General features: G+C 49.3%; 26 protein-coding genes. 20 read left to right on the forward strand and 6 right to left on the reverse strand.

The genetic code is table 11. The features are described 5' to 3' along the window. From BN3772_RS24665 to BN3772_RS24715, 11 genes are all read left to right on the forward strand, one after another. Positions 1 to 644, forward strand: a 644-nt coding sequence (locus BN3772_RS24665; protein WP_042202966.1) for an exodeoxyribonuclease VII large subunit, incomplete at its 5' end; no start/stop codon positions are given. Continuing rightward, the gene (gene xseB, locus BN3772_RS24670; RefSeq protein WP_039875211.1) at positions 616 to 873 is read left to right on the forward strand and encodes an exodeoxyribonuclease VII small subunit; all 258 of its coding nucleotides are present in this window, start codon (positions 616 to 618) and stop codon (positions 871 to 873) included. The genes BN3772_RS24665 and xseB, both read left to right, overlap by 29 nt. Next, positions 860 to 1,804 carry a polyprenyl synthetase family protein gene (locus BN3772_RS24675; RefSeq protein WP_086074743.1) on the forward strand — a complete coding sequence of 315 codons (945 nt, stop codon included), beginning with the start codon at positions 860 to 862 and terminating at the stop codon, positions 1,802 to 1,804. Before xseB ends, BN3772_RS24675 begins: the two co-directional genes overlap by 14 nt. A gap of 94 nt (positions 1,805 to 1,898) precedes the next feature. Further along, positions 1,899 to 3,806 carry a 1-deoxy-D-xylulose-5-phosphate synthase gene (dxs, locus tag BN3772_RS24680; RefSeq protein WP_042202967.1) on the forward strand — a complete coding sequence of 636 codons (1,908 nt, stop codon included), beginning with the start codon at positions 1,899 to 1,901 and terminating at the stop codon, positions 3,804 to 3,806. Between the two features lie 49 nt (positions 3,807 to 3,855). Then, the gene (locus tag BN3772_RS24685) at positions 3,856 to 4,755 is read left to right on the forward strand and encodes a TlyA family RNA methyltransferase (RefSeq protein WP_042202968.1); all 900 of its coding nucleotides are present in this window, start codon (positions 3,856 to 3,858) and stop codon (positions 4,753 to 4,755) included. Between the two features lie 110 nt (positions 4,756 to 4,865). Continuing rightward, positions 4,866 to 5,336 (forward strand): hypothetical protein, encoded by a 471-nt coding sequence (locus BN3772_RS24690; protein WP_042202969.1) that lies wholly within the window; start codon positions 4,866 to 4,868, stop codon positions 5,334 to 5,336. Positions 5,337 to 5,369: 33 nt separating this feature from the next. Continuing rightward, positions 5,370 to 5,819, forward strand: coding sequence for a transcriptional regulator AhrC/ArgR (gene ahrC, locus BN3772_RS24695; RefSeq protein WP_042202970.1), 450 nt, complete (start codon positions 5,370 to 5,372; stop codon positions 5,817 to 5,819). 57 nt (positions 5,820 to 5,876) lie between these two features. Further along, positions 5,877 to 7,604, forward strand: coding sequence for a DNA repair protein RecN (gene recN, locus BN3772_RS24700; protein ID WP_042202971.1), 1,728 nt, complete (start codon positions 5,877 to 5,879; stop codon positions 7,602 to 7,604). A 114-nt stretch (positions 7,605 to 7,718) separates the two neighbouring features. Continuing rightward, positions 7,719 to 8,855, forward strand: coding sequence for a SpoIVB peptidase (gene spoIVB / locus BN3772_RS24705; RefSeq protein ID WP_042202972.1), 1,137 nt, complete (start codon positions 7,719 to 7,721; stop codon positions 8,853 to 8,855). 201 nt (positions 8,856 to 9,056) lie between these two features. Beyond that, on the forward strand, positions 9,057 to 9,881 hold the full coding sequence (gene spo0A / locus BN3772_RS24710) for a sporulation transcription factor Spo0A (protein WP_042202974.1): 825 nt from the start codon (positions 9,057 to 9,059) through the stop codon (positions 9,879 to 9,881). Between the two features lie 891 nt (positions 9,882 to 10,772). Then, positions 10,773 to 11,246: a hypothetical protein gene (locus tag BN3772_RS24715; RefSeq protein WP_042202975.1), complete on the forward strand. Its 474-nt coding sequence runs from the start codon at positions 10,773 to 10,775 to the stop codon at positions 11,244 to 11,246. Positions 11,247 to 11,382: 136 nt separating this feature from the next. On the opposite strand, the gene BN3772_RS24720 is transcribed toward BN3772_RS24715, so the two are convergent. Next, a complete protein-coding gene (locus BN3772_RS24720; protein WP_042202977.1) occupies positions 11,383 to 13,122 on the reverse strand; it encodes an ABC-F family ATP-binding cassette domain-containing protein in 1,740 nt (579 codons plus the stop codon). Between the two features lie 433 nt (positions 13,123 to 13,555). Here BN3772_RS24720 and BN3772_RS24725 point away from each other — a divergent pair, with 433 nt between their 5' ends. The 3 genes from BN3772_RS24725 to BN3772_RS24735 all read left to right on the forward strand — a co-directional run bounded on the left by BN3772_RS24725 (position 13,556) and on the right by BN3772_RS24735 (position 16,700). Then, the gene (locus BN3772_RS24725; protein WP_042202978.1) at positions 13,556 to 15,088 is read left to right on the forward strand and encodes an MATE family efflux transporter; all 1,533 of its coding nucleotides are present in this window, start codon (positions 13,556 to 13,558) and stop codon (positions 15,086 to 15,088) included. Between the two features lie 20 nt (positions 15,089 to 15,108). Beyond that, on the forward strand, positions 15,109 to 16,113 hold the full coding sequence (locus tag BN3772_RS24730) for a glycosyltransferase family 2 protein (RefSeq protein WP_052380673.1): 1,005 nt from the start codon (positions 15,109 to 15,111) through the stop codon (positions 16,111 to 16,113). Positions 16,114 to 16,391: 278 nt separating this feature from the next. Beyond that, positions 16,392 to 16,700 (forward strand): hypothetical protein, encoded by a 309-nt coding sequence (locus BN3772_RS24735; protein ID WP_042178546.1) that lies wholly within the window; start codon positions 16,392 to 16,394, stop codon positions 16,698 to 16,700. A gap of 105 nt (positions 16,701 to 16,805) precedes the next feature. Here the strand turns inward: BN3772_RS24735 and sda are convergent, their stop codons facing one another. The 3 genes from sda to BN3772_RS31760 all read right to left on the reverse strand — a co-directional run bounded on the left by sda (position 16,806) and on the right by BN3772_RS31760 (position 18,122). After that, on the reverse strand, positions 16,806 to 16,985 hold the full coding sequence (sda, locus tag BN3772_RS24740) for a sporulation histidine kinase inhibitor Sda (RefSeq protein WP_042202979.1): 180 nt from the start codon (positions 16,983 to 16,985) through the stop codon (positions 16,806 to 16,808). Between the two features lie 214 nt (positions 16,986 to 17,199). Further along, a complete protein-coding gene (locus tag BN3772_RS24745) occupies positions 17,200 to 17,535 on the reverse strand; it encodes a LytTR family DNA-binding domain-containing protein (protein ID WP_042202981.1) in 336 nt (111 codons plus the stop codon). Positions 17,536 to 17,672: 137 nt separating this feature from the next. Then, positions 17,673 to 18,122 (reverse strand): accessory gene regulator B family protein, encoded by a 450-nt coding sequence (locus BN3772_RS31760; protein WP_425280462.1) that lies wholly within the window; start codon positions 18,120 to 18,122, stop codon positions 17,673 to 17,675. Between BN3772_RS31760 and BN3772_RS31390 the strand changes: the two genes are divergently transcribed. From BN3772_RS31390 to BN3772_RS24765, 3 genes are all read left to right on the forward strand, one after another. After that, positions 18,028 to 18,309 carry a hypothetical protein gene (locus tag BN3772_RS31390; RefSeq protein ID WP_244444831.1) on the forward strand — a complete coding sequence of 94 codons (282 nt, stop codon included), beginning with the start codon at positions 18,028 to 18,030 and terminating at the stop codon, positions 18,307 to 18,309. The two genes, BN3772_RS31760 and BN3772_RS31390, sit on opposite strands and share 95 nt — an antisense overlap. 669 nt (positions 18,310 to 18,978) lie before the next feature. After that, positions 18,979 to 19,503: a DinB family protein gene (locus BN3772_RS24760; protein WP_042202986.1), complete on the forward strand. Its 525-nt coding sequence runs from the start codon at positions 18,979 to 18,981 to the stop codon at positions 19,501 to 19,503. A gap of 41 nt (positions 19,504 to 19,544) precedes the next feature. Then, positions 19,545 to 19,808: a hypothetical protein gene (locus tag BN3772_RS24765; RefSeq protein ID WP_042202987.1), complete on the forward strand. Its 264-nt coding sequence runs from the start codon at positions 19,545 to 19,547 to the stop codon at positions 19,806 to 19,808. Between the two features lie 73 nt (positions 19,809 to 19,881). Here BN3772_RS24765 and BN3772_RS24770 read toward each other — a convergent pair whose 3' ends face one another. Next, positions 19,882 to 20,451: a thymidine kinase gene (locus BN3772_RS24770; protein WP_042182951.1), complete on the reverse strand. Its 570-nt coding sequence runs from the start codon at positions 20,449 to 20,451 to the stop codon at positions 19,882 to 19,884. A 227-nt stretch (positions 20,452 to 20,678) separates the two neighbouring features. Here BN3772_RS24770 and BN3772_RS24775 point away from each other — a divergent pair, with 227 nt between their 5' ends. From BN3772_RS24775 to BN3772_RS24785, 3 genes are read left to right on the forward strand one after another with little or no spacing between them, the layout of a single operon-like run. After that, positions 20,679 to 20,888, forward strand: a complete 210-nt coding sequence (locus BN3772_RS24775) for a hypothetical protein (protein ID WP_042202988.1) — start codon at positions 20,679 to 20,681, stop codon at positions 20,886 to 20,888. A gap of 18 nt (positions 20,889 to 20,906) precedes the next feature. Continuing rightward, positions 20,907 to 22,661: an ABC transporter ATP-binding protein gene (locus BN3772_RS24780; RefSeq protein WP_042202990.1), complete on the forward strand. Its 1,755-nt coding sequence runs from the start codon at positions 20,907 to 20,909 to the stop codon at positions 22,659 to 22,661. Beyond that, positions 22,642 to 24,483, forward strand: a complete 1,842-nt coding sequence (locus BN3772_RS24785; RefSeq protein WP_042202991.1) for an ABC transporter ATP-binding protein — start codon at positions 22,642 to 22,644, stop codon at positions 24,481 to 24,483. Before BN3772_RS24780 ends, BN3772_RS24785 begins: the two co-directional genes overlap by 20 nt. Positions 24,484 to 24,503: 20 nt before the next feature. On the opposite strand, the gene BN3772_RS31090 is transcribed toward BN3772_RS24785, so the two are convergent. Next, positions 24,504 to 24,736, reverse strand: a 233-nt coding sequence (locus BN3772_RS31090; protein ID WP_209443703.1) for a hypothetical protein, incomplete at its 5' end; no start/stop codon positions are given.

The following is a 24,736-nucleotide window of genomic DNA, read 5'->3' on the forward strand; positions in this document are numbered from 1 at the left end:
CCGCCGGTCTGGGGGCGGCGCCCCCTACGGCGGCGGCCGAGCTGGCTGGGCCGGAGGCTGCCGAGCTCGCTGCGCGGCTGCGCACCGCCGAGCAGCGGCGGCGGCAGGGCCTGCTGCGCCGCTCCCAGCGCGGCGGCGAGCGCCTGGCCTCGCTGCAGCGCTCGCTTGAGCTGGTCGGCCCGCGCCGCCAGCTGGCCCAGCACGCGCAGCGGCTGGACATGCTGCGCACGGCGCTGAGCCGCGCAGCAGAGACCCGGCACCGCCGCGCGCAGGAGCGCCAGGCGGTGGTGCGCGCACGGCTGCAGCGGTTCCACCCGCAGGCCAGCGTGAATGCGGCCCGGCAGCGCACCGAGAGCATCACCCGCACGCTTGCGGGTGCGATGCAGGCGCGCCTGCGGGACAAGCGTGCGCGCTACGTCTCGGAGCTGCGCTCGCTCGACGCGCTGAGCCCGCTGAAGGTCATGTCACGCGGCTACAGCCTCGTGTATGACGAAAAGGAAGAGCATTTAATCAAATCGCTGAAGGAAGTCGAGCTTGGCGATGTGGTCAACATAAAGCTGAATGACGGACAGCTAAGCTGCCAGGTCTGGGGAATGAAGGAGGATGGCAAAGACGATGACGAAGGAAGCGGAACTGGATTTTGAAGGAGCTATGGAGCGGCTGGAGGAAATCGTGCGTGAGCTTGAGCACGGTGACGTTCCCCTGGAGAAGGCAATCGATTTGTTCCAGCAGGGGATGAAGCTGTCGCAGCTGTGCGGAAGCAAGCTGGAGCAGGTCGAGCGTAAGATCGAAATGATTACCGAGATGGACGGGGAGCTGCGCAAGAAGCCTTTTGGCGCCCGGCTGGAAGGGGACAGTGATGAGCAGGTCTGAGCATAGCCCTGAACTACATGCGGCAGGCGGAGAACGCCAGCCGTTAAGCACGTATATATCAGGAGTTACGGAAGCGGTGCTGCAGGAGCTGGAGACCACTCTTCCAGCGGTGTGGACCGTTCCGGGACATCTGAAGGACGCGATGAACTATTCCTTGCAGGCCGGAGGCAAACGCCTCCGCCCGCTGCTCGTCGTCGCCGCCTGTGAGGCGCTTGGCGGCAGCCGTGAAGCGGCTCTGCCGGTAGCAGCAGCCATAGAGATGGTGCATACCTATTCGCTGATTCATGATGATCTTCCCGCTATGGATAATGATGATTACCGGCGGGGGAAGCTCACCAATCATAAAGTATTCGGCGAAGCAACCGCTATTCTTGCCGGTGATGCGCTGCTGACACATGCATTTTACAGCGTGGTCCAGGCATCCCGCCGATATGGCGTTCCTGCGGAGCAGGTCCTCTCCATTGTAGAGGAGCTGGCAGAAATGGCCGGCCCGCGCGGAATGGTCGGAGGACAGGTGGCTGATATGGAAGGGGAGCAGGGGCTGACCAGTCTGGAGCAGCTGCAGTACATCCACCGTCATAAGACAGGCGATCTGATCGTATTCTCCCTGCTGGCCGGCGGACGGATTGCCGGCGCTGACCCGGCACAGCTGGAAGCGCTTCGCGAATTCGGCACACAGATCGGCCTCGCCTTCCAGGTGCAGGATGATATTCTTGACCTGATCGGTGATGAGGGCAAGCTTGGCAAGAAGACAGGCAGTGACATCAAGCAGCAGAAGGTGACCTATCCGTATTTTATCGGGCTTGAGGCTTCCCGGGCTGAAGTGGAGAAGCTGACAGAAGCCGCCCGCAGCGCCGTGCTTGGCGGAGGCTTTAAGGACAATTCGCGCCTGCTGGAAATTGCATCTTACCTGATGTCAAGGGATCATTAGTGAAATTTCCGAAGCGGCTGTATTTCGACAGCCGTTTCGTTTGTGTTATAATGGGGTTTATATTTTACAACATCTAGGAAAGCGGGGAAGACTCGTGCTGCTTCCAAATATAAATGATCCGCAGCAACTCAAATCTTTATCGGTGCCAGAGCTGGATTCCCTTGCAGAAGAGATCCGTACGTTTCTGATTGAGAAGCTCACTGTGACCGGCGGGCATCTGGGATCCAACCTGGGGGTAGTGGAGCTTACGCTGGCGCTGCATTACTGCTACGACAGTCCCCGGGACAAAATGATATATGATGTAGGACACCAGGCGTACGTCCACAAAATATTGACCGGACGGCAGGACCGCTTTGACACGCTTCGTAAGAAGGACGGTCTATGCGGCTTCGTCAAGCGTACGGAGAGTGAACATGATGTGTGGGAAGCCGGACACAGCAGCACCTCCCTGTCTGCAGCAATGGGTATGGCTATGGCTCGTGACCTCAAGGGCGGGGATAACAAAGTCATTGCTGTGATCGGTGACGGGGCGCTGACAGGCGGGATGGCCTTTGAAGCGTTGAACCATATCGGCCATGAACGCCGTAAGCTGATGGTAATCCTGAATGATAACGAGATGTCCATCGCTCCTAACGTCGGGGCTATGCACAACTATCTGAGCAAAATCCGTTCCGACCGCCATTATCTGCGGGCCAAGGACGAAGTGGAAGGACTGCTCCGGAGAATTCCGGCGATCGGCGGTAAGCTGGCTAAGACAGCAGAGAAGCTGAAGGACAGCCTCAAATATATGATGGTTCCCGGTGTATTGTTTGACGAGCTGGGCTTTACCTATCTCGGTCCGATTGACGGGCATGACATTGAGAAAATGATTGACACCTTCCATCAGGCAGACAATGTCAACGGTCCGGTGCTGGTGCATGTACTGACCACCAAAGGCAAAGGCTATAAGCCGGCCGAGACTGATTTCTACAAATCGCATGCCATTTCTCCATACAAAATTGAATCCGGACAGCCTTTGAAAGCGGTCGGCAAGCCTCCGATGTATACGGAAGTGTTCGGAGAGACGCTGATTGAGCTGGGCCGTGTGGATAAACGTCTGATTGCTGTAACCCCGGCTATGCCGGGCGGCTCTGGCCTCTTCCCGTTCGCGAAGGAATTCCCTGACCGGATGATTGATGTCGGTATTGCCGAGCAGCACGCGGCAACGCTCTGCGCAGCGCTGGCTATGGAAGGGATGAAGCCGGTCTTTGCGGTGTATTCCACCTTCATGCAGCGGGCTTATGATCAGATTCTGCATGATATCTGCCGCCACAATGCCAACGTAATGTTCGCCATTGACCGTGCAGGCTTTGTCGGGGCGGACGGCGAGACGCATCAGGGCGTTTACGATATTGCATTTATGCGTCATATCCCGAATATGGTCATCATGATGCCTAAGGATGAGAATGAGCTGCGCCATATGATGAAGACGGCGCTGGAATACAATGACGGTCCGATTGCTTACCGTTATCCGCGGATTGACGGAACCGGCGTTGCACAGGACAAAGAGCTGAAGACTATTCCAATCGGTTCATGGGAGCGACTGCGCACCGGAGATGATTATGCTGTGCTTGCCTGCGGGCCAATGGTCCAGGTTGCCGAGGAAGCAGCTGAGCTGCTTAAGCGTGAAGGCGTACAGATTGCTGTGGTGAATGCACGCTTCCAGAAGCCGCTTGATAACTCCATGCTGCTTGAGCTGGCCAATGCCGGGACTTCAATGGTTGTCATTGAGGAAGCCTGTGAAGCGGGCAGCCTGGGCAGTGCTGTACTGGAATTCTACGCGTCACAGGAGATGTACGATACACGGGTGCATCTGATGGGAGTGCCAGACCTCTTTATTGAGCACGGCTCAGTTAAAGAGCAGCGCCAGCAGACCGGGCTTACAGTTGAAGCGCTCTGTGCACGGATCAAAGCCATGAAGGCACTGAGCAAATATACGTATAAGTCAACCTCCACCTCCTGAAGCCTGGAAGGCAGGAAGCGGTTGACCCAAGAACGATCAGGAGATGAACATGGAACACCCTAAAGAACGGATCGATGTATTATTGGTGGAACAAGGCTTTTATGAGAGCCGGGAAAAGGCCAAGGCAGCCATCATGGCCGGCCTTGTACTGGCTGACGAGGAACGGATCGAGAAGGCGGGCATGAAGGTGCTCCGCAGCTCAGTCCTGAAGGTAAAGGGTGCTGTGCATCCGTATGTCAGCCGCGGCGGGCTCAAGCTGGAGAAGGCGCTCCGCAGGTTTGAGATTGATCTGACCGGCCGCGTTATGCTGGATATCGGCTCCTCCACCGGCGGTTTTACGGACTGTGCCCTGCAGCATGGGGCAAGTCATGTCTATGCTGTTGATGTCGGCTATAACCAGCTGGACTGGAGTCTGCGCAATGATGAGCGGGTTAGTGTAATGGAGCGGACGAATTTCCGTTACATGACTCCGCCTGATCTGCACGGGCCGGTGCCGGATTTTGCAAGCATAGATGTCTCCTTTATATCACTTAAGATCATCCTTCCTCCGCTCAAAGCGCTGCTGAACCGTCCGGCGGATATCGCTGCGCTTATTAAGCCGCAGTTTGAGGCCGGCCGCGAGAAGGTCGGTAAATCCGGCGTTGTGCGTGATCCGGCAGTACATAAGGAAGTGCTGGTCAATGTGCTGACAATGGCCGAAGAGCTAGGCTACCGGCTCGCCGGCCTGACCTTCTCGCCGATTACCGGCGGAGAAGGCAATATCGAATTTCTCGCACACTGGAAGCTGGGGGAAGAAGAGGCTGAAGCTGCTGAAAGCGAAGAGCGACAGGAGACTTCATCTCCGCGCAATTCGGAAGGCAGCTTCGCGCTTCTGGCCGACACCGTCATCAAAGAAGCGGCAGCAACCTTTACTGCGGGGGCTAACGGAAACTCATCGAAGAAACGATGAGTTTCTTTTGCTTGAGAAGTACCCTCATATCATTACGAAGGATCAGCAGGCGCTGCTGAGAAGCAGGAGTTCAAGCCCGGCTGGGCGAATAAATCACCGAGGTGATTTGTGTGGCAAGCTCTGACAAAGCCGTTGTTGCGCTTATTGGATTGGCAGCCGTGATATTTCTGGTCTACCGGATATACCTTTGGCTGCAGAGCTCACCCAGCTCCTTTCTGAAGGACCGGGTGCCGATCAACAATGTGATTGCTCCCCACCCCTCCATCGAGTGGCTGGAGGCGGCAGGATATGAGGTGATTGGCGGTAAGCTCAAGATCCCGTTGTCTTTTAATGTAGACGGTGCCTCCATGTACAGCCGGCTGTTCATTGATTATGTAGCCGGTAAAGAGGATGGCTCGTATTATCTGGTCATTCTGTCGCGGCCCCGGAAGGAGCTTGAATTCACGGGGAGTGCGCTCCGGGATACACTTCTGCCATATCTGCTGATCTATCCTGACTGCAGCGGAGTGCTGTATGTCAACACGTCATCGTCCGCGATTCATGTGATCTCTTTTGGCAGGGATGACGGCGAGTCCGCTTAATACTTATATTTTTGTACAATACAGGAGGTAATAATGAAGGGACACAGGCATATCAAGATTCGTGAGATCATCACGCATAAAGAAATTGAAACACAGGATGAACTGGTGGAAGAATTGCGCCAAGCGGGGTTTCAGGTCACCCAGGCGACGGTCTCCCGCGATATCAAAGAACTGCTTCTGATCAAGGTGCCGATGGATGACGGAAGATATAAATACTCTCTGCCGACAGACCAGCGCTACAACCCTACCCAGAAGCTGAAAAGAGTACTGGTGGACAATTTCGTCCATATCGATTCCTCAGTCAATCTTGTGGTGATGAAGTGCCTGCCGGGTACAGCCAATTCGGTGGCTGCACTGATTGATAATATCGACTGGCCGCAGATTATGGGAACCATTTCGGGTGACGATACCATTCTGATTATTTGCCGCCTGCCGGAGGACAGCAAGGATGTCATTTCGCAAATTATGGGATATATCTCCTGATCTAAATAGATGTAAGAGCTATCCATTCATGGGATTCTTTTCGGAGGTGCAGGATTAGTGTTAGAAACGTTGTCGATCCGCAATTTGGCCGTTGTTGAAGCGGTGGACGTCCATTTTTATCCCGGATTTCATGTACTTACAGGGGAAACTGGTGCCGGGAAATCCATTATTATTGATGCGCTTGCCCTAGTGGCAGGCGGCCGCGGGTCTGCCGATTCCATCCGTTACGGCTGCGATAAGGCGGAAATGGAAGCGCTGTTCAGCCTGCCGGGCGGTCACCCGGTATGGGAGATGCTGGAGCGCCTGGGCATTGATGCACATGCGGAGGAGCATCTGATTATACGGCGTGAGATTACATCAACCGGCAAAAGCACTTCGCGTGTTAACGGCCAGATGGTCAATCTCAGCATGCTGCGGGAAATTGGCGAACAGCTGGTCAACATTCACGGCCAGCACGAGCATCAGAACCTGCTTAAGGCGGAGCGCCACCTCGGCCTGCTGGATACCTACGGGGAGGCCGTTATAGGCCCGCTGAAGGCAGATTATCAGGAGAAGTATACCGCCTTTGCCAAGGTCGAGAAGGAGCTGCGGGAGCTTCAGGAATCCAGCCAGAAGGCTTATCAGATGCTGGATTTGTACCGTTTTCAGCTAGAGGAAATTTCTTCTGCAGGGTTAAAACCGGGAGAAGATGAATTACTTGCTGAAGAACGGGTCAAACTATCCCACAGTGAGAAAATGATGGATTCAGTATCTGGTGCATACGACCTGCTGTATGAGAAACAGGGACTGGAATCCATCAATAAAGTAATCTCCCGGCTGGAGGATGCAGTCCGGTATGACGAGAAGGGGCTGCGTACTGTACTGGAACAGCTGCAATCCTCTTATTATCAGCTGGAGGACGCCGCTTTCCAGCTTCGTGATTACCGCGAGGATATCGAATTTAATCCGGCACGGCTGGAGGAGATCGAGAACCGTCTTGATCTGATTAACGGGCTCCGCCGTAAATACGGGGACAGTGTGGAACAGATTCTGGCGTATTATGATCAGATACACCGGGAAACGGACCTGCTGGAGAATAAGGATGAGTATATTGAGAAGCTGACCGCAAAGCGCAACGGCCTGCTCAACACCTTAATGGAAGCGGCACAGCTGCTCAGTGAAGCACGCAGGCAATGTGCAGCCGATCTGGCCTCCCAGGTTGAAGGCGAGCTTAAAGACCTGCAAATGGAGCGTACCTCCCTGAAGGTCAAGCTTGACCTTATGGAGGACCCGCGCGGGGTCGAGTACCAGGAGCGCCGGTACCGGCTTACCCGCCAGGGTATCGACAGTGCTGAATTTATGATCTCGCCGAACCCGGGTGAGCCGCTGCGGCCGCTCGGCAAAATCGCTTCCGGCGGTGAGCTCTCACGGATTATGCTGGCGATGAAGAGTATTTTTGCCCGGACAGACGCTATTCCTGTACTGGTCTTTGATGAAGTGGACACCGGGGTCAGCGGGCGGGCGGCCCAGTCCATTGCGGATAAGCTGTTTAAGCTCTCCTCCTCATGCCAGGTGTTCTCCATTACGCATCTGCCGCAGGTAGCCTGCATGGCCGATCATCAGTATCTTATCCGTAAAAAGGTTGAGGACGGCCGGACGATGACTGAAGTTGATTCACTCACCGCCGATGGCCGGGTCATGGAGCTTGCCCGGATGCTGGGCGGCGTCGAAATTACCGAAAAAACATTGCATCACGCCCAGGAAATGCTCACTCTGGCTGAGGACAGCAAAGCAGCCATAAGCTAGGCGGGACAATGATTGACAGTAATAAAAGCCTGGGGGCAAGGTTATCTTATAGGTACGCAATTGGCGACCACCTTTTTCGTCAAGCGAAAGAAGCAAAAGGGAGCGTGACAGCCATTGAAGCCGAACCTCAAGAAGTTAATGCCCTGCCTTTTTTTCACCTTCTTTCTCAGCTTATCCGGTGTAACGGGACCCATCCCGAGTCATGCCGCACAGCTTGGTCCGCAGCCGGCCAAAGCGGCGGCTCAAGCAGCAGACCAGGAGCTTAAGGTTATTCCTGGAGGCCAGACGATTGGTGTTAAAGTAAAGTCGGCAGGAGTTCTTGTTGTTGGCCATCATCTAATTGAAGTATCTGAGCAGTCCAAGCTTTCACCCGGAGAGAACAGCGGGCTTATACCCGGTGATCTGATGGTTTCCATTGACGGTGTGAAGCTGAGCGAGGTATCCAAGGTTGCAAAGCTGGTCGAGAAGGCAGGCAAGTCAGGCGAGACCCTGAGCATTGTGTACAAACGTGCCGGCAAGGAGCATACAGCTAAGCTGAAGCCTGCCTATGACCGTAATGACAAGGTGTGGAGACTGGGGCTGTACATCCGTGATTCTGCAGCTGGAGTCGGCACCTTAACCTTTTATGCTCCGGAGCAGGGAGTGTATGGCGCTCTGGGCCATGTCATTACGGACATGAACACCGGAACCCCGATTGTGGTGGGCAGCGGACATATCGTACAATCCACAGTAACTTCGATTTCCAAGAGCCAGGACGGCGATCCGGGGGAGAAACGTGCAGTTTTTCTTAAGGAGAGCCAGGTGCTGGGCAATGTGCAGAGTAATACGGATTTCGGCATCTTCGGCAAAATGACTAAAAATCCTGAGCACAGCCTGTATAAGCAGCCGATACCCATCGCCAAAAGCAGTGAGGTAAAGGAAGGGCCGGCGCAGATCCTTACCGTTGTTGACGGACAGCAGGTAGAGCGGTTCAATGTAGAAATCATACATGTTGCCCACCAGCAGACGCCTGCCACTAAGGGGCTGGTGCTGCGCATCACTGACCCCCGTCTGATCGATAAGACCGGCGGCATTGTCCAGGGCATGAGCGGCAGCCCGATTGTGCAGGATGGCCGTTTAATCGGCGCAGTAACCCACGTGTTCGTAAATGATCCCAAGTCGGGTTATGGCTGTTTTATTGAGTGGATGCTTAAGGATTCCGGGGTTGCCGGACAAACTGAACTTTCCCCATATAATCTTAAGGCGGTATAGCCTTAAGATTTTTTTGTCGAAGCTCAGCGATATAAATCGAAACATGAAATAAAATATTTAATTATAATCTAACGGCGAAAAAAAATAAAGAAAAATAATTTTCGACAGAAGGATATTTAAATTGGCTGTCGAAAACCTAAGGAGTGCGGTAAAAAATGTGATTTCTACAATAAGCAGAGATGAATAAGGAGGAAGCAGCCAGTGCAGAATATTGAAGTGTTGTTGGCCGATGATAATAGGGAGTTCACGAACTTGCTTGCCGAATACATTACGGAACAGGAAGACATGACCGTTACAGGCATCGCTTATAATGGGGAAGAAGTGCTTCAGATGCTAAGCGGGGCAAGAAAAATTCCGGATGTATTGATCCTTGATATTATCATGCCGCACTTGGACGGACTCGGCGTTCTTGAACGCCTGCGTGATATGGATCTTAACCCGCAGCCGAAGGTCATCATGCTGACTGCATTTGGTCAGGAGAACATCACTCAAAGAGCTGTGCAGCTGGGCGCGTCTTATTATATTCTAAAGCCGTTTGATATGGAGGTCCTTGCTAACCGTGTGCGTCAGCTTGTAGGCACCCAGGGCAGCATGAGCAGCTCTGCGAGCATGGCGGGCTTCGCCTCCTCAAGACCATCATCCAATATGAATGTTGTGCCGCTCTCCAAGGGCAAGAATCTGGATGCGAACATTACCTCCATTATTCATGAAATCGGTGTGCCTGCCCATATTAAAGGCTACCAGTATCTGCGTGAAGCAATCACCATGGTGTACAATAACATCGAAATTCTGGGGGCTATTACCAAAACCCTGTATCCGGCCATTGCCGAAAAGTTCAAAACCACTCCATCACGCGTCGAGCGGGCGATCCGCCATGCCATTGAGGTGGCCTGGACCCGCGGTAACATCGACAGCATCTCCCACTTATTCGGCTATACCATTAATATCTCCAAATCCAAGCCGACCAATTCGGAATTTATTGCTATGGTAGCCGACAAGCTGCGGATTGAGCATAAGGTGTCTTGAAAGGGTAAGGATCAAGATACGTAGAAGGAAAAGCGGATGCTGAAAGAGTGACTTGGCTAAATCAACTCTTGTTATGACTGATTTTATTTCGCGAAACTTAGCAAAAAGACATTATACAAGATCTTTGTATAATGTCTTTTTTATAACTCTGTTTATTCTGCGATATTATGTAAACCGCAATTCCGTTTATAACCTCACGCAGAGACAATCTATCGCCTCTTTCCTTCTACTCGGAGCGCACTTGTCCTGTTTCGTAGTTAATGGCATGGCATAATGAATGCAACGGGCTGAAATAACTGTACTTTCTGCAATTAGACCTGGCTAATTCGCTCCGCTGCAGGTTTTAACTGCACTCTATACATTTATATTTGCCAAAAACGCCTGAAACCGGCTTTTTTGAGGAAAATAGATGTACAGAGTACATTTATATCCTTAAAATGACTAAATTACCCTGTTTTAATTGTACAAAGTACACTTAAAACTGATTTGACTGTGAACGGACTGATATTCTCGCCTCTACCGGTATTTAGTTACGTGTGTAGCTCCAGAGCCGTCCGCCGTCTTTATCGCCTTCTTGAAACACATTGTAATAAATGTCCTGTACAGTCAGACCATAACCCTTAATTTCAAGCCCAAAATGGAAGTTTCCTTTTCCGGAATTCCTAACTTTCCCGGTCATTTCATAGGTTACACCATCCTCGCAGTTGCCAACCTGCTAAATGGACAGAGTATCTTTATTATTCATGCATCAACTAGATGAGGATTAACTGACGAATCATTATAAGTGAAATAGCCTTCTCTTGACCCGATAAACCTTTTGGTTTATTGGGTTTTGTTTTTGTTGTGAAACAAGTGTAAGATTGGGTTATACCAACTAAAGGAGAATGTGCTTTGAAGGAAGAATCACTTCATACTATTTCTATTAAACGCCGCAATTTTAAATTTAAATTAACGGTTCAGACGGTTTTTCTGTGCTTGATCACCATCATTGCCAGTCTTATATTAAACGGCTTAACGCTAAAGACAGGCATTATTTCGGGATCGGCATTCGTTGTGTGTCTTGCGGCATTTATGGCTGTGAACAGTCTGCACAAAAAAATGGTTACCGCAAAAAGAAGACAAATTATAGAAACGGGCTTTCCAATCAAAGATAATGTACTAACCAGCGTGCAGCAGGAGCTTATATTGCTTGATATAGACTACCTTCTTAGCGGTTCATGGCCTAACAAGAATCCTTTTTCTGCCTTTAGCGATATAGCTGCTGTTAAAAGCAAAATTGAAGACGGAGAAACACTAACCAACACAGAGATTGACAGCTTTAACGCCATATACTCTGCTGAGAGCATCAAGCGTCTGGGCAATTAAAACAAAGAAGTGACAGAAGAGCCAGAAGAAAAAGTCAGAGAGACTACATATATCAACCAACAAAGGAAGAACGTTGATACAGCAAAAAGACACTGAGACTAACGCTTCAGTGTCTTTTTGCTTTTATCTCACACGTTTACAGCAGCTTAATCAGCTCTTCAAGCTCCTCCGCCAATACTTTGGCAAGTTCAAAGTTATTGTCCTTCAAAGCAAGCTCTATTTTCATTTCAGCAGCTTTTTTGTTTTGTTCCATTTCCAGGTAATCCTTATTAAAATGACTGGCATAAATCATCTTTCTGAATTTACGCATGCTCATTTTTCTGATCGTCTTATCCTCGATGATCAACACATAATCCATACCGTTTACGACAGAGTAGAAGTCATGAGAAATCATTAGAATGGCACCCTTATACGCTTGTATGGCTTTCTCCAGTGCGATTTGGGTGTAGGTATCCAAGTGGCTTGTCGGCTCATCGAGCAGCAGAATGTTTGCATTACCGGCAGACACCTTGGCTAGCTGAAGGATGTTTTTTTCCCCGCCGGATAAAGAAGCTATCTTCTGAGTGAGGATTTCTCCTTCAAAGCCATAGTTCGCAAGATATGATCTAATCTCCTCATACGTATGGAACCCCGCCTCAATGAATTCTTCCAGAATCGTATTCGAATCGTCCAGAATTTCACCTTGAAGCTGGGATAAATAAGCTACTTTAGCATCAGCATTGATCTCAATGGAATCATGTTTGTTCTTAACGATTTCCCGTAGCAGGGTCGTTTTCCCCGTACCGTTTGGACCGATGATGGCTACCTTATCCGTAGATTTGATCTCGAAGCTAACATTCTCAAGGAGTAATTCATCAAAGGAAACGCTGTAATCCTGGACACTTATAACCACCGTATCTTCCATTTCGTGACCAACACCAAAGCTGATCTTCGGTTGCTTAATATCTACGAACGGAGCTTTTATTCTGCGTGCTTCCAGCCTCTCCTGGAATCTGACTCTGGCTTTTAATGCTCTGCCCCGGGAGGCTTCAGAATTATAGGTTGCAATAGCCCGAAGATTATCGATGATGTTGTCATTTCTCCTGATTTCTTCCTCTTCAGCCAGGGCGAGCTCCTGTGCCTCGATTTTAGTCTGAAGCAGAGAGAAATTATAATCAATATAACGTCCGTCAAACTCTTGAATTTCCGTGTTTTCCAGGTGGATAATTTTGTTGAAGCAATGATTGAGCAAGTACCGGTTATGCGTTACGACCAGCAGTATGCCTTTGTGAGCGTTAATAAGATTCTTAAGCGCATTTAGATTCTCAAAATCCAAAAACACATCCGGTTCATCCATAATTAACACGTCTGGACTATTGAGCATTTCCTTCATAACCTGGATAAGCTTGAATTCCCCGCCGCTGAGATCCGATACCTTAAGCTCTTTCAGCTTCATGAGATTTGCCAGATTTAACTTCTTATTAATGTTGCTCTCAAAGTCATCCCCGTCAATTAATTCAAAGGCGTCTAAAGCGAGCTGATACTTTTCCAGTAATGGCTCAATATCAGTTGAGGTCTCCATTTCAGTGAGAACAGCGTTTATTTCATTTTGAAGCTTAATAAATTCTTCGCCTATATATTCAAAAACCGTTGTTTCTTTAGCGTTATCCAGCTGCGAGAACTGGCTTACATACCCGATTCTGCAATCGGGCTCTATATCAAGCTTGCCTTCGAACAAATATCTTTCCGGATCGATCAGAATATCCGTAAGTGTGCTCTTCCCGCTGCCGCTCGTCCCGATAAAAGCACAATGCTGTGCTTCTTCTAATGTAAATGAAATATTTTTGTACAGTTCTTTTTGCGGAAATGAGAAGGACAGGTTATCAACTTTTATCATAGTGTTACCTTTCTTTATAGCTAAAATAGTGATCATTAATAGGGGGAGGGAAATACATTATTTTGTGTTGCATCAAGGTTTTAGAATAACACTGTTTACAGACAACATCAATCAATTTCCTATCGAATCAATCCACGGGTTTTATTATCAAGGTGATTCTACCCCGCTACAAAATGGTTAATTACAAAGCAGCTAATTATGCGATGAACAGGGGGGGCGCCCTTTTTTAACAATTAAAAATACATACAGCTGGGCGAATACATATGGGGTTACCATTTGCCGCATCTAAATTTTAGATTACTACATTTTTCGACATGAAAATTTTAATCATACGTGTATAATCGTTTGTAAAAAATGAAAGGTGCAGTAAGTTTCACGGAAAGAACACCAATACATTGAAGCAAGCACATTAGTGTGAAGGGGAAAGAGTCGGATGGCCAAAAAAAGCATATTAAATGTATTGGTCGGTGTTCTAAGCCAGTTGATTGTGATCGGACTGGGGTTCTATATCCCGCGTCTTGTTATCCTTACCTACGGTTCGGAGGCAAACGGTCTTATAACGTCTGTAGTACAGGTTATTACATACTTATCCTTACTGGAAGCAGGGGTAGGGGCTGCCTCCATACAGGCGCTCTACAAGCATATCGGGAATAACGATAAGTCCAAAATCAACGAAATTCTGACTGCAACCTCGTCTTATTACCGCAAAACAGGCTGGTATTATTTTATCGCGGTCATCCTGATCTCAATCGGATATCCCCTTGTTGTCAGTTCAGGCTTCAGCAACCTCACCGTTATGGCTATTGTGTTATTGAGCGGGCTGGGCGGAGCGGTGAATTATTATTTTCAGGGAAAGTTCAGAGTGTTACTGCTTGCCGAGGGCAAAAACTACATTGAGGCTTCCGTAACCGCGCTGTCCACAATTCTGAACAACGTCATCCGTATCGTCTTAATGCTGAACGGCTTTGATATTATTGTCGTTCAGGCGGTTTATTTTGTGATTACCATTGTCCAGATTATTGTGTACCAGCTCTATATGAGAAAGCATTACAATTGGATTAACTTCAAGACTACACCGGATTACCAGGCTATCAGCCAAAAAAATTCCGTCCTGATCCACGAGCTGTCTTATCTGGTATTCAAAAATACGGATGTAGTCCTGCTCACCTTGTTCACAAATCTGAAGGTTGTAAGTGTATATATGATGTACAATATGATTTTTGGTGTGGTGGAGAGAGTAACCTTTACCATCCGTGACAGCTTCAAGTTCGCGTTAGGACAAAAATATAATAATAATTTCCCGAAATTCGTTAAGATGTTTAATCTTTTTGAGTCTTCCTACATCTCACTGGTGTTTGCCCTGCTGACCATCACTACGATTCTAATTCTGCCGTTTATGAGGCTCTACACTGCAGGAATTGAAGATACCAATTATATTGATACGCTCTTGCCTCTATTGTTTGCTGTGGTCAAGCTGCTGTTCAATGCCCGGTTATCCTCAGATCTTGTAATTGACATCGTCGGCCATTTCCGTAAAACACAGTGGAGATCGATTCTGGAGACATCCATCAACTTTGTGTTCTCATTAATTCTGGTATTTCCGTTCGGGGCCTACGGGGTACTGTACGCGACTATGATCGCTTTAACTTACCGGTTAATTGATATAGTATGGTACACTAATAGCAAATTATTGAAAAGAAATGCATGGATTACCTATAAAAAATGGATCATTAATCTTCTGGTTTCCGTGATTATCATTGCTGTAACCAGACAGTTTGATTTTATGGTTACTCCGCATTCATACGCAATGTTCATTGTAGACGCTGCTGTGCTATCGGTTACGCTGGTCCCGTTATTTTTTATAGCAGGTCTCTGGCTTAGCAGATCGGATAACGACATGCTGCAGGAAATGCTTAATCCGCTCCTCGCTAAATTCAAAATACGCAAAGCAGGGCGGCAATACTAAAGGAATATGGGGGTATTAGAATGGAACCGCAGATCAGTATTATTGTTCCGGTGTATAATGTAGCTGATTATTTGCCAAAATGTATCGAATCGATACTGGCGCAGACCTTTACGGACTTTGAGTTGATTTTGATTAATGACGGCTCTCCGGACAAATCCCCTCAGATCTGTGACCATTATGCAAGTCAGGACAGCAGGGTGCATGTGATTCATAAAAAGAACGGCGGCGTCTCGGAAGCCAGAAACTGCGGCCTTGATATTGCCAGAGGCAAATACATCGGCTTTGCTGACAGTGATGACTGGCTGGCACCGGACATGTTTGAGCTCTTATACAATCTAAGCGAGAAGCATGACGCCGATATTTCCATCTGCGGGCATTACGTGGTGACGGATGATTCAACGGAGCCGTTGTATGAATATTTTGAAGGTGAGATTGTCTACAGCAATGTGGAAGGTGTACAAAAAATCGTTGAGGACATCGAAATTCAAAGCTATCTATGGAATAAGCTGTTCAAGAGAGAGCTGTTTGCGGATCTCCGGTTCCCGGTCGGTAAAATCTATGAGGATCTGTGGGCCATGTACTTCCTGTTTAAGCATGCCAACAAATCGGTACGCGTCTGGGACCCCAAATACTATTATCTGCAGCGGGGCGGCAGTATTACGCAGGTGTGGGACGATAACAGCTTCTATAACTACTACCTGGCTGTAATAGACCGGTACAATGACCTGAAGTCGGACGGGAACAATACCCCTTATCATGATATATCGAAGCAATACCTGGATAATGTAGTGGAGTACGGCTTTAACTACTATAACTATTACATTAAAAAAGGCATGAAGGTTAATGATGAACGCTGTGAAGAATTTATTGGCTTTCTCAAAAATAATATCAACCCGTTTTTCCAGGACAATACGCTTGGCTTCAAAAATAAAATGAGCATCAGTCTGCTGTTCTTTAACAAAAGATTATACGCACATTTGTTCAAATTTGCTTTTGTTGTACTGCGGAATAATAAGATCGGGTAAGCGCGTTCAGCACGCACTCCTTTATTGGAAATGAAAATCCAATGGAGGAGTGTTTTGTTTTTGTGTTATGATAGTGATAGGTGTGCCGGAATGGCGAACATTGCAGCAGATTTTAGACAAGGCTGTATGGGTTTAAAAGAAGTTGTAAAAGATATTCTTACAGAGTATTAAACGAGCCGGTTTACAAAATGAATAATGTTGCCCTTTCTTGCAGCCATCTATTCATCCTGATCCATAAGCCAACAAAAAATGGTTCGACAGAAAAGGGGAATCCATGAATGAGAATTAACGTAAAATTTACACCTAAGGGAAAAGCAGCGGTCGAGAACTTCAACAATGAGGAACTGCTCGAGATTTTTGCGAGGTACCTGAAAACTTTGACGAAGAAGTATGACATCGAAGTTGATGTGCCGGAGGAAGTCAACCGTAACATTGTGGAAGACGGTACGGTTATCGTTATGGCCCAAAATGTAAACTGCGATGTGGATACCTTCTTCAAAGAACTGAGCCGTGACATTAAGGTACCGCTGAAGAAAAGACTTGGCGGTAAACTGGACAATGTGTTCAAGACAGAAGTTATTGAATAGCTCACAAAAAGCCATCCCTTCTAAACGAAGAGGATGGCTTTTTGTGCTGTATTGAATATGCAGCGTTACCCGGGTATATGTAGAAATGAACTGATATTATTGAGCTCACGTGTCCAAATGATCGCTGGGGATTAATTTTCTTCCGGAAAGGATACTCGTGATGATCTCAATAAAATCAGGCGAAGCTTTAGCCTCCACCGCCAATTCATAGATGTTCAATAGCTGCTCGTCAGATAGTAGTTCGAGTGATGAGGGGCGCGGAGAAGGATGAAAATAATAATCCATTAGATTCCTCCATCGGTAGGTATAATATGCTAAATTATAGCTAATCTATTTAAATGGTACCATTTGGAAGGAAAGGCGTCTCCTGGTATTCACCCTGCGAATTACTCTTTACATAACATGGTTGATATGTCATAATATTTGCCCGCCCAAGCAAAAATCCCGGTATCGATAACGATACCGGGATTTCCGAAAGATACGGCATACAGCAACTCAATCAGTCACCTGATTCGCTCAAGTGTGTGGAAAGAAACCTCTTGATCCGGGGTTCGTTAGACTCCGATACTGTTGCGAATTGTCCGCCTTCAGTGAAGTGGACAATTTTGCGCTCGGCGTCATACGTGTTCACCTTATTCAGGCTAACCACATTATTACGGTCAAGGCGTTCGAATCCTTTACCCTTGTAAGCAATCAGCAGATCAGAAAGAGTAGTGGGGAAAACAAATTCGCCTTCTTTCGTATGGACGAATATTGCATTTTTGTAGCTGGAAAAATACAATATGTCTTCCTCCCGGATATCCAGGGAAGAACCGTCGTTTTGTAAGACACGCATGTTTTCCCCATCCTTGTTGAATTACTTACGGAGTTCCTTTGGTGCTTCTGGACTGTGATACATTGGCTTCATAACCGAAACGAATAACCGGGAAGAAGCGGCAAGGATTGAGGAAGCGTGCTTGGCAAGCGACTTTTTCATTGTTTTTCCCTCCTTATCCATGGTATTACTGTTAAGGATTGAACGATAAACGCCAATCCGATGACAGACGAATGAATAAAAAAATTAAGACTTACCAGAAGAATAGAAATTATCTTGAGCAGCGGATATAATTTCACCGGCATCCGGGCATTTTTGTCCGGGTTAGGTGCGAATAGAAGCATGATAAGCAGGCTTGTCATATTAATGACCGTAAGAGCCGCTCCCGAGAAGCTGAAAAGATAAGGAATGAGTGTACATAAGAGAATAGAAAAAAGGTTACAGGCTCTCGCCGTCTTAAGGTGAAATCCGCCTGATGTTAGGCGAAGAATGGAGCAGCACAGAAGGAAGGTCATGAACTCACCAAAGTGGCCCGTAAGCAAGCCGATCATTGCTGTAGCGGTAATGATTAGCAGCGTATTTAATATAATGCCGAGTGAATATTGCATGATTTCAACAGAGCAGGTTTCCTCCGGGTTAGCCTTTTTAATGGCAACAGCAATCTTGCTGGCGATTGTGTTCATGTTTTCCGGTCCTTTTTGTATGAAAGATATAGGTATCCGTATAGCAGAACTCCATATGCCAGAGGCAATAAAAAGTGGAAACTGGAGTATTGCTGTGAAATCTGAAATATAAAAATAGTAATTAGCATGCTTGGAAGCGTTAATGCAAATATGAAAAACTCTTTTGATTTAATTTTGACCCTGTCACTTCGTTTGTCCGGAACAAAATCAAAGCCTTTTCTGTGTTTGTTAATATAATAGGATATTAAAATCGTAATGGAGGCTGAAATACATTGCAGAACATTAACGCCCATTGTCTTGAACGGGAAGGACAGGGAAAAAAATCCTGTGAAATCCATAATTAAATAGCAAACGGATTGCAGCAGCATATAAGATAAATACATTAATCCGGTCATTATTACGGCATAGAAGGCGTGAATACGGAATAACAGCCAGAGGAAGCAAAAGCTTAGCAGATACTGAATGACTACGTCAGTTAGCGCCATACTGTAATCATGCCGAAGGACAAATGAGACAAAACCCATGATCAGGCCGGAAAAAATAATTTCGGGTATGTAAAGATCAATCTTAAAAACTCGAAATGCAAGCAGGAACATAGCGAAGGTTTCCAGGACAGAGAAGAACATATATATCGAAAAATCCAGCATACCTACACTCCCGGTAAACAAGTTGACTCTTCCTTATTCTTGCAAAGATTATACATAATATACTAAAATACAACAATAGCATTTTACACTCTTCAACAAAATCTTCATAATTTTAGGTGGGAGGGGCAGTTAATATGAACCAGCGTCCGGAACAAGGAGAGTATACTGAAGCGCAGGCAGGTTATATCGCTTTAGTACCGCCGCAAGGCGACATTACCACGATTCTGCGTGAGCAGTCGAAGGAGGTTTTTGCGCTGCTCGGCGGGCTCAGTGAGGAACAGGGCAGTTACAGGTATGCCCCGGAGAAGTGGAGCATTAAGGAGATAGTCGGCCACCTGACCGATAATGACCGGATTATGTCTTACCGGCTGCTCTGTTTTGCCAGGGGCGAGCAGGCGCAGCTGCCCGGTTATGAAGAGAAGGACTACGTTGCATCCGGTCATTTCGAGCGCTTCACCCTGAAGCAGCTGGTGCTTCATTACCGGATTGTCCGGGAGTCAACACTTGCCCTGCTGGAAAGTCTGTCGGATGAGGTCTGGACCCGCGCGGGAAACTTCTATTCGGTGCCGGTCACGGTCAGAGCCCAGGCGTGCATGATTGCCGGACATGAAAGACATCACATGAATATACTGCAGGAGCGGTACCTGAATCAGGCTTAATCTGAGAGCTTTGGAACAGCATAGACGGGGAGGGAGCCGGCATGGGCATTGCCAGAAGCATACTGCAGTTCTTCATACCGCCGGAACGGACGCTGCTCTATACCACTTTTGACCAGAGGGAATATTACGTCATCAAGAACCGCCTCAGTACAGCAGGAATCCGGCACCGCTCCAGAATCAACGGAGGAATGCGTGCCGGTTCAAGCCGCAAATATTACGGTGGCAGCCTGTCTTCCAGACATGAGCTGTTTGTGAGCAGGGAAGATGAATACCGTGCTCTTCAGGCTATTCAGAAGCAGAGATAGTGTGCCAAGCCTACAAATGATAAAAAAGCATTCCAGCCGTCGTTGAACGGTACCGGAATGCTTTTTTTTGCTGCTACAAAGGCGGATTCTTGTGACATTTACGGCAGACAGGGTAATAAGCTTCATTGCCGCCGATCTGAATCTGCTTGCCGCTGTAGACGGGCTTGCCGTCCTCCACGCGCAGCGCCATTGTTGCCTTACGCTCACAGAACCAGCAAATGGTCTTCATTTCTTCGATTTTATCTGCGTAGATCAGCATATATTTGCTGCCCTCAAAGAGATTGTTCTGGAAGTCATTTTTGAGGCCGAAGGCCATAACCGGGATGTTCAGCTCATCCACGATGCGTACAAGCTGGAGAATACAATCCTTGGTAAGGAACTGGGATTCGTCAATCAGTACGCAGTGCGGCTTAGGCAGATTGCTGCTTACGATGCCGTAGATATCGGTTTTTTCGTCAATGGCTATAGCCTGCTTGCGCAGTCCGATGCGGGAGGAGATGTAACCAACCTCGTCCCGGTCATCAATGGATGGGGTGAAGATGAGCACTGACTTGCCCTGCTCCTCATAATTATGGGCTACCTTGAGAATCTCAATGGATTTGCCGCTGTTCATTGCGCCGTACCTGAAAAACAACTGTGCCACGTCCATCTATCCTTTCGCTCTTATTCCTAAGAGTATAGTATGCCTGAAAATGCGACCTTCTTAGAGTATCATATGTGCCCGTGAAGTAGCCAGTGAAAACATTGCACGGCCGGGGACATTTCTGTATCGTCATTTCCTGCGCTAAGATCGTATAGACGGATGTGTTATAATGGACGCACGTGTTTTTTTCAGCGGGAGAACCTTTTACGGGAAGGAAGTTATGACAAGTGCCGGACAAATTAGAACAATATAAGGAACGGGTAGCAGGTGCCCTCGAGAATGGAGGATTATCAGAGGAAGTACAGACCCTGCTGTCGGACATGCTGGAGGAGCTGACAGAGCTGAACCGGAGTAACAAGGCGCTGCGCAGGGTTATACTGAAGAACGGGCAGGGATCTGCCATGTCAACACGGTTAAGGGAAGCTCTATACGAATAACTGGGCGAGGTACAGCAGATGAACTTAATATTCTCCTATCTCAAAAAATACAGGGTAGCCGCCATTGCCGCCCTGGCTATGATGGGGATTGAGCTGGCAGTCGAGCTGTCGCAGCCCCTTCTGATCTCCAAGATTATCGATAACGGCATTGTTGAAAAAGACATGTCTGTGGTCTGGCTATGGGGCGGGGTACTGACCCTGAGCGCTGTCATAGCGTTCGCTGCAGGAATCCTGAGCTCTTTCTTTGCTTCTCATGCCAGCCAGGGCTTTGCCTTCGATCTGCGGGATAAGCTGTACGAAAAGGTGCAGTCGTTCACGTATGAGGTGTTCAACCGGTTTCCGACGTCCTCTCTGATTACGCGGCTGACCGGGGATGTGACGCAGCTGCAGGATACGGTTTTTATGGCGCTGCGGTTTATGACCCGAGTTCCGCTGGTTGTGCTGGGCAGTGTTGTAATGGCGCTGGTCGTGCATGTGAAGCTGGGGCTGCTGCTGGCTGTAACGCTCCCGGTGCTGATTCTGTTTCTGGCCTGGGTGATGCGCAGGTCTTCGGCGCTGTTCAAGCTGGTACAGAGCAGACTGGATGGTGTAAACGGTGTCATTCAGGAAAATCTGACGGGTATCCGGCTCATCCGCGTATTTGTGCGCATGGGTCATGAGATCGGCCGGTTCGCATCGTTCAGCGGCGGGCTGATGAAATCGACGATTACAGCGCTCAGGCTGACCGAGACGATGGGACCGCTCATTATGCTGATCGTTAATGCAGGCATTGTCGCTGTACTATGGTTCGGGCGGATTGAAATTGCTGCCGGTGAAGCTACCCTGGGGCAGACTGTTGCTGTCATTAACTATGCACTCCGCACCATTGGGGCGATGTCTGCCCTATCCTGGATTATGGCTACATTCTCGCGGGCAGTTGCCTCAGAGCAGCGTATCTCTGAAGTAATGGCATCGCCTGACGGACACTGGGAATCAGATCCTGCAGCGGCACAGCAGAGCAGGAACGGGAAACATACGATTCAGGGTAAAATTGAGTTCGACAAGGTTAGCTTCAGCTACCCGGAAAGTGATATTGCTGCGCTTGAGGATGTCTCGTTCAAGGTGGAGCCGGGCCAGCGGGTGGCTATCCTCGGTGCGACAGGCTCCGGCAAGTCCTCGCTGGTCGGACTGATTCCCCGGCTGTATGAGCAGACCGGCGGGATTGTCCGGATTGACGGGATCGACAGTGCGGACATTGAAATGTCCAGGCTGCGCAGGTCGATCGGCTATGTGCCGCAGGAGGTGCTGCTGTTCAGCGGCTCTGTGCGGGAGAATATCGCCTGGGGCAATGAACATGCTACTGTGCAGGAGATCGAGCGGGCGGCCGCAGCGGCGCAGATTCACAGCACCATCGCCGGGCTGCCGGAAGGCTATGATACAATGCTTGGCCAGCGCGGGGTTAATCTGTCGGGCGGACAGAAGCAGCGGCTGACCATTGCCCGGGCACTTGTCCGTAAGCCGGCAGTTTTAATTCTGGACGATAGTACAAGTGCGCTGGACGCCGTGACAGAAGGGCGGTTACTGGAGGAGCTTACATCTATGTCCTGTACGACCGTCCTGATAACCCAGAAGATTAGCTCAACCGTCTCGGCTGACCTGATTCTGCTGCTCGATGAAGGCCGCCTGATTGCTAAGGGAACCCACCGGGAACTTCTGGCGGGATCACCATTATACCGGAAAATATATGAATCGCAGACAGGGGAGGGGGCGCAGCATGTTCAAAGCATTAACTGACCCTTTCCGCCATCCGGGGCCGGATTTTGGAACAGGTGACAAAACGGCCGGAGGCCGGAAGCCTAAGGCGAAACCCAAGAACTGGTCTGCTACCCTCTCAAGAATCTGGAGCTATCTTGCCAAGCGCAGGGCTAAGCTGACGCTTGTATTGCTTCTTGTTCTGATTAGTACAGCACTGGCACTTCTGGGGCCTTATCTGATCAGCCGTGCGGTGGATCACTATCTGGAAGGTGACGGGGGGCGGAGCTGGGTCATATTCCTCATTATGCTGGGGCTGGTCTACCTGTTCACTTCTCTCACTTCCTGGCTGCAAAACATCTGGATGATTGAGATTGCCCAGGAGACGGTCTACCGGATGCGTACCGACCTGTTCGCTTATCTGCACAGGCTGCCGATTTCGTTCTTTAACCGCAGGCAGCAGGGTGAAATAATGAGCCGGCTGACCAACGATATTGAGAATATCAGCTCGACACTGAACAGCTCGGCTATTCAGATTTTTTCAAGTGTACTTACGCTGGCAGGGACAGTAGGTGTGATGCTGTGGCTCAGCCCGTTGCTAACGCTGCTGACCTTCATCGTCGTGCCGCTGATGTTCCTCGGTATGCGCTGGATTACGCGGCGTACGGGGCCGCTGTTCAAGGAGCGGCAGCGCAATGTCGGCGAGATGAACGGTTATATTGAAGAGACGCTGTCGGGCCAGCGGGTAATTAAAGCCTTTTCGCAGGAGGAACGGGTCATTTCCGGCTTCCGTGAGCGCAATACGCGGATTATGCTCTCAGGATACTGGGCCCAGGCGATCTCAGGCTTTATTCCCAAGCTGATGAACGGGCTGAACAATTTGAGCTTCGCCATTGTGGCAGGCATCGGCGGTTTTCTGGCCGTCCGTGATATTGTGACAGTCGGGATTATCATTGCCTTTGTGGAGTACCCCCGCCAGTTCACGAGACCGCTTAATGATCTGGCGAACCAGTGGAATACGCTGCTGTCGGCGATTGCCGGGGCGGAGCGGGTGTTTGAGGTGATGGATGAGGAGACGGAAGCCCGGGACGAGGGGGCGGCAGTATCGCTTAATCATGTCGAGGGGGCAGTCGTCTTCAAGGATGTATCCTTCTCCTATGACGAGGGTAAGGATATTCTGCATGATATCAGCTTTGAAGCGAAGCCGGGCGAAATGATTGCCCTGGTCGGACCGACAGGCGCCGGCAAAACAACGCTGATCGGCCTGCTGTCCCGCTTCTATGATCCAAGCAAAGGCAGCGTTACGCTGGACGGAAGGGATCTGTCCTCCATCCGCCGTGAGAGCCTGCGGAGCCAGATGGCTTTTGTGCTGCAGGATACCTTCCTGTTCAAGGGTACGATCCGCGATAATATCCGCTACGGCCGGCTGGATGCCACCGACGCAGAGGTTGAGGCGGCGGCGAAGCTGGCGAATGCCCACTCCTTCATTATGCGGATGCGCGGAGGTTATGACCGGATGCTGTCTGTGGACGGCAGCGGCATCAGCCAGGGCCAGAAGCAGCTGCTGGCGATTGCACGGGCCATTCTGGCCGATCCGGCGATGCTGGTGCTGGATGAAGCGACCAGCAGCATTGATACCGTAACGGAGATCAAAATCCAGGAGGGGCTGCAGGCGCTGATGAAGGGCCGGACCAGCTTCGTCATTGCCCACCGGCTCGGCACGATCCGTGCCGCTGACCGTATCCTGGTGCTGCAGGACGGCCGCCTGCTCCAGCATGGCCCGCATGACGAGCTGATGCGCCAGGGCGGGCTCTACAGCGAGCTTGTTAATGGTGCGCGCAAAGCTGCGCCGGGCGGGGCTTAGGATTTGCTCTAAGCTGAGTGTTATAGGAACAAGAAAAGCAGCAAGCCGCGTTTCCCGGAGCACAGTGTGCCGGTGAAGCGGGCTTGCTGCTTTTTTGATGTATGTTGATGTGCGGTGTCTACAGCTGCTAGTTGTGGGATATAGGCTGGGTGGAGAGCAGGAACGGTGTGGGCTGGCGGAATGGTGTAAGTTGGTGGAATGAAGGACAATAATGCCTTTGATTTCGGCGGAATGAGGCAAAACGGCGAAATGA

The organism is Paenibacillus camerounensis (assembly GCF_000723885.1).
GTDB lineage: Bacteria > Bacillota > Bacilli > Paenibacillales > Paenibacillaceae > Paenibacillus_AQ > Paenibacillus_AQ camerounensis.

Bases quoted from the DNA above. Each gene is read 5' to 3' on its own strand.
- xseB (WP_039875211.1), top strand. From the start codon at position 616: ATGACGAAGGAAGCGGAACTGGATTTTGAAGGAGCTATGGAGCGGCTG.
- BN3772_RS24675 (WP_086074743.1), top strand. From the start codon at position 860: ATGAGCAGGTCTGAGCATAGCCCTGAACTACATGCGGCAGGCGGAGAA.
- BN3772_RS24685 (WP_042202968.1), top strand. From the start codon at position 3,856: ATGGAACACCCTAAAGAACGGATCGATGTATTATTGGTGGAACAAGGC.
- ahrC (WP_042202970.1), top strand. From the start codon at position 5,370: ATGAAGGGACACAGGCATATCAAGATTCGTGAGATCATCACGCATAAA.
- BN3772_RS24720 (WP_042202977.1), bottom strand. From the start codon at position 13,122: ATGATAAAAGTTGATAACCTGTCCTTCTCATTTCCGCAAAAAGAACTG.
- BN3772_RS24725 (WP_042202978.1), top strand. From the start codon at position 13,556: ATGGCCAAAAAAAGCATATTAAATGTATTGGTCGGTGTTCTAAGCCAG.
- BN3772_RS24730 (WP_052380673.1), top strand. From the start codon at position 15,109: ATGGAACCGCAGATCAGTATTATTGTTCCGGTGTATAATGTAGCTGAT.
- BN3772_RS24735 (WP_042178546.1), top strand. From the start codon at position 16,392: ATGAGAATTAACGTAAAATTTACACCTAAGGGAAAAGCAGCGGTCGAG.
- sda (WP_042202979.1), bottom strand. From the start codon at position 16,985: ATGGATTATTATTTTCATCCTTCTCCGCGCCCCTCATCACTCGAACTA.
- BN3772_RS24745 (WP_042202981.1), bottom strand. From the start codon at position 17,535: ATGCGTGTCTTACAAAACGACGGTTCTTCCCTGGATATCCGGGAGGAA.
- BN3772_RS31390 (WP_244444831.1), top strand. From the start codon at position 18,028: ATGAACTCACCAAAGTGGCCCGTAAGCAAGCCGATCATTGCTGTAGCG.
- BN3772_RS31760 (WP_425280462.1), bottom strand. From the start codon at position 18,122: ATGCAATATTCACTCGGCATTATATTAAATACGCTGCTAATCATTACC.
- BN3772_RS24760 (WP_042202986.1), top strand. From the start codon at position 18,979: ATGAACCAGCGTCCGGAACAAGGAGAGTATACTGAAGCGCAGGCAGGT.
- BN3772_RS24765 (WP_042202987.1), top strand. From the start codon at position 19,545: ATGGGCATTGCCAGAAGCATACTGCAGTTCTTCATACCGCCGGAACGG.
- BN3772_RS24780 (WP_042202990.1), top strand. From the start codon at position 20,907: ATGAACTTAATATTCTCCTATCTCAAAAAATACAGGGTAGCCGCCATT.
- BN3772_RS24785 (WP_042202991.1), top strand. From the start codon at position 22,642: ATGTTCAAAGCATTAACTGACCCTTTCCGCCATCCGGGGCCGGATTTT.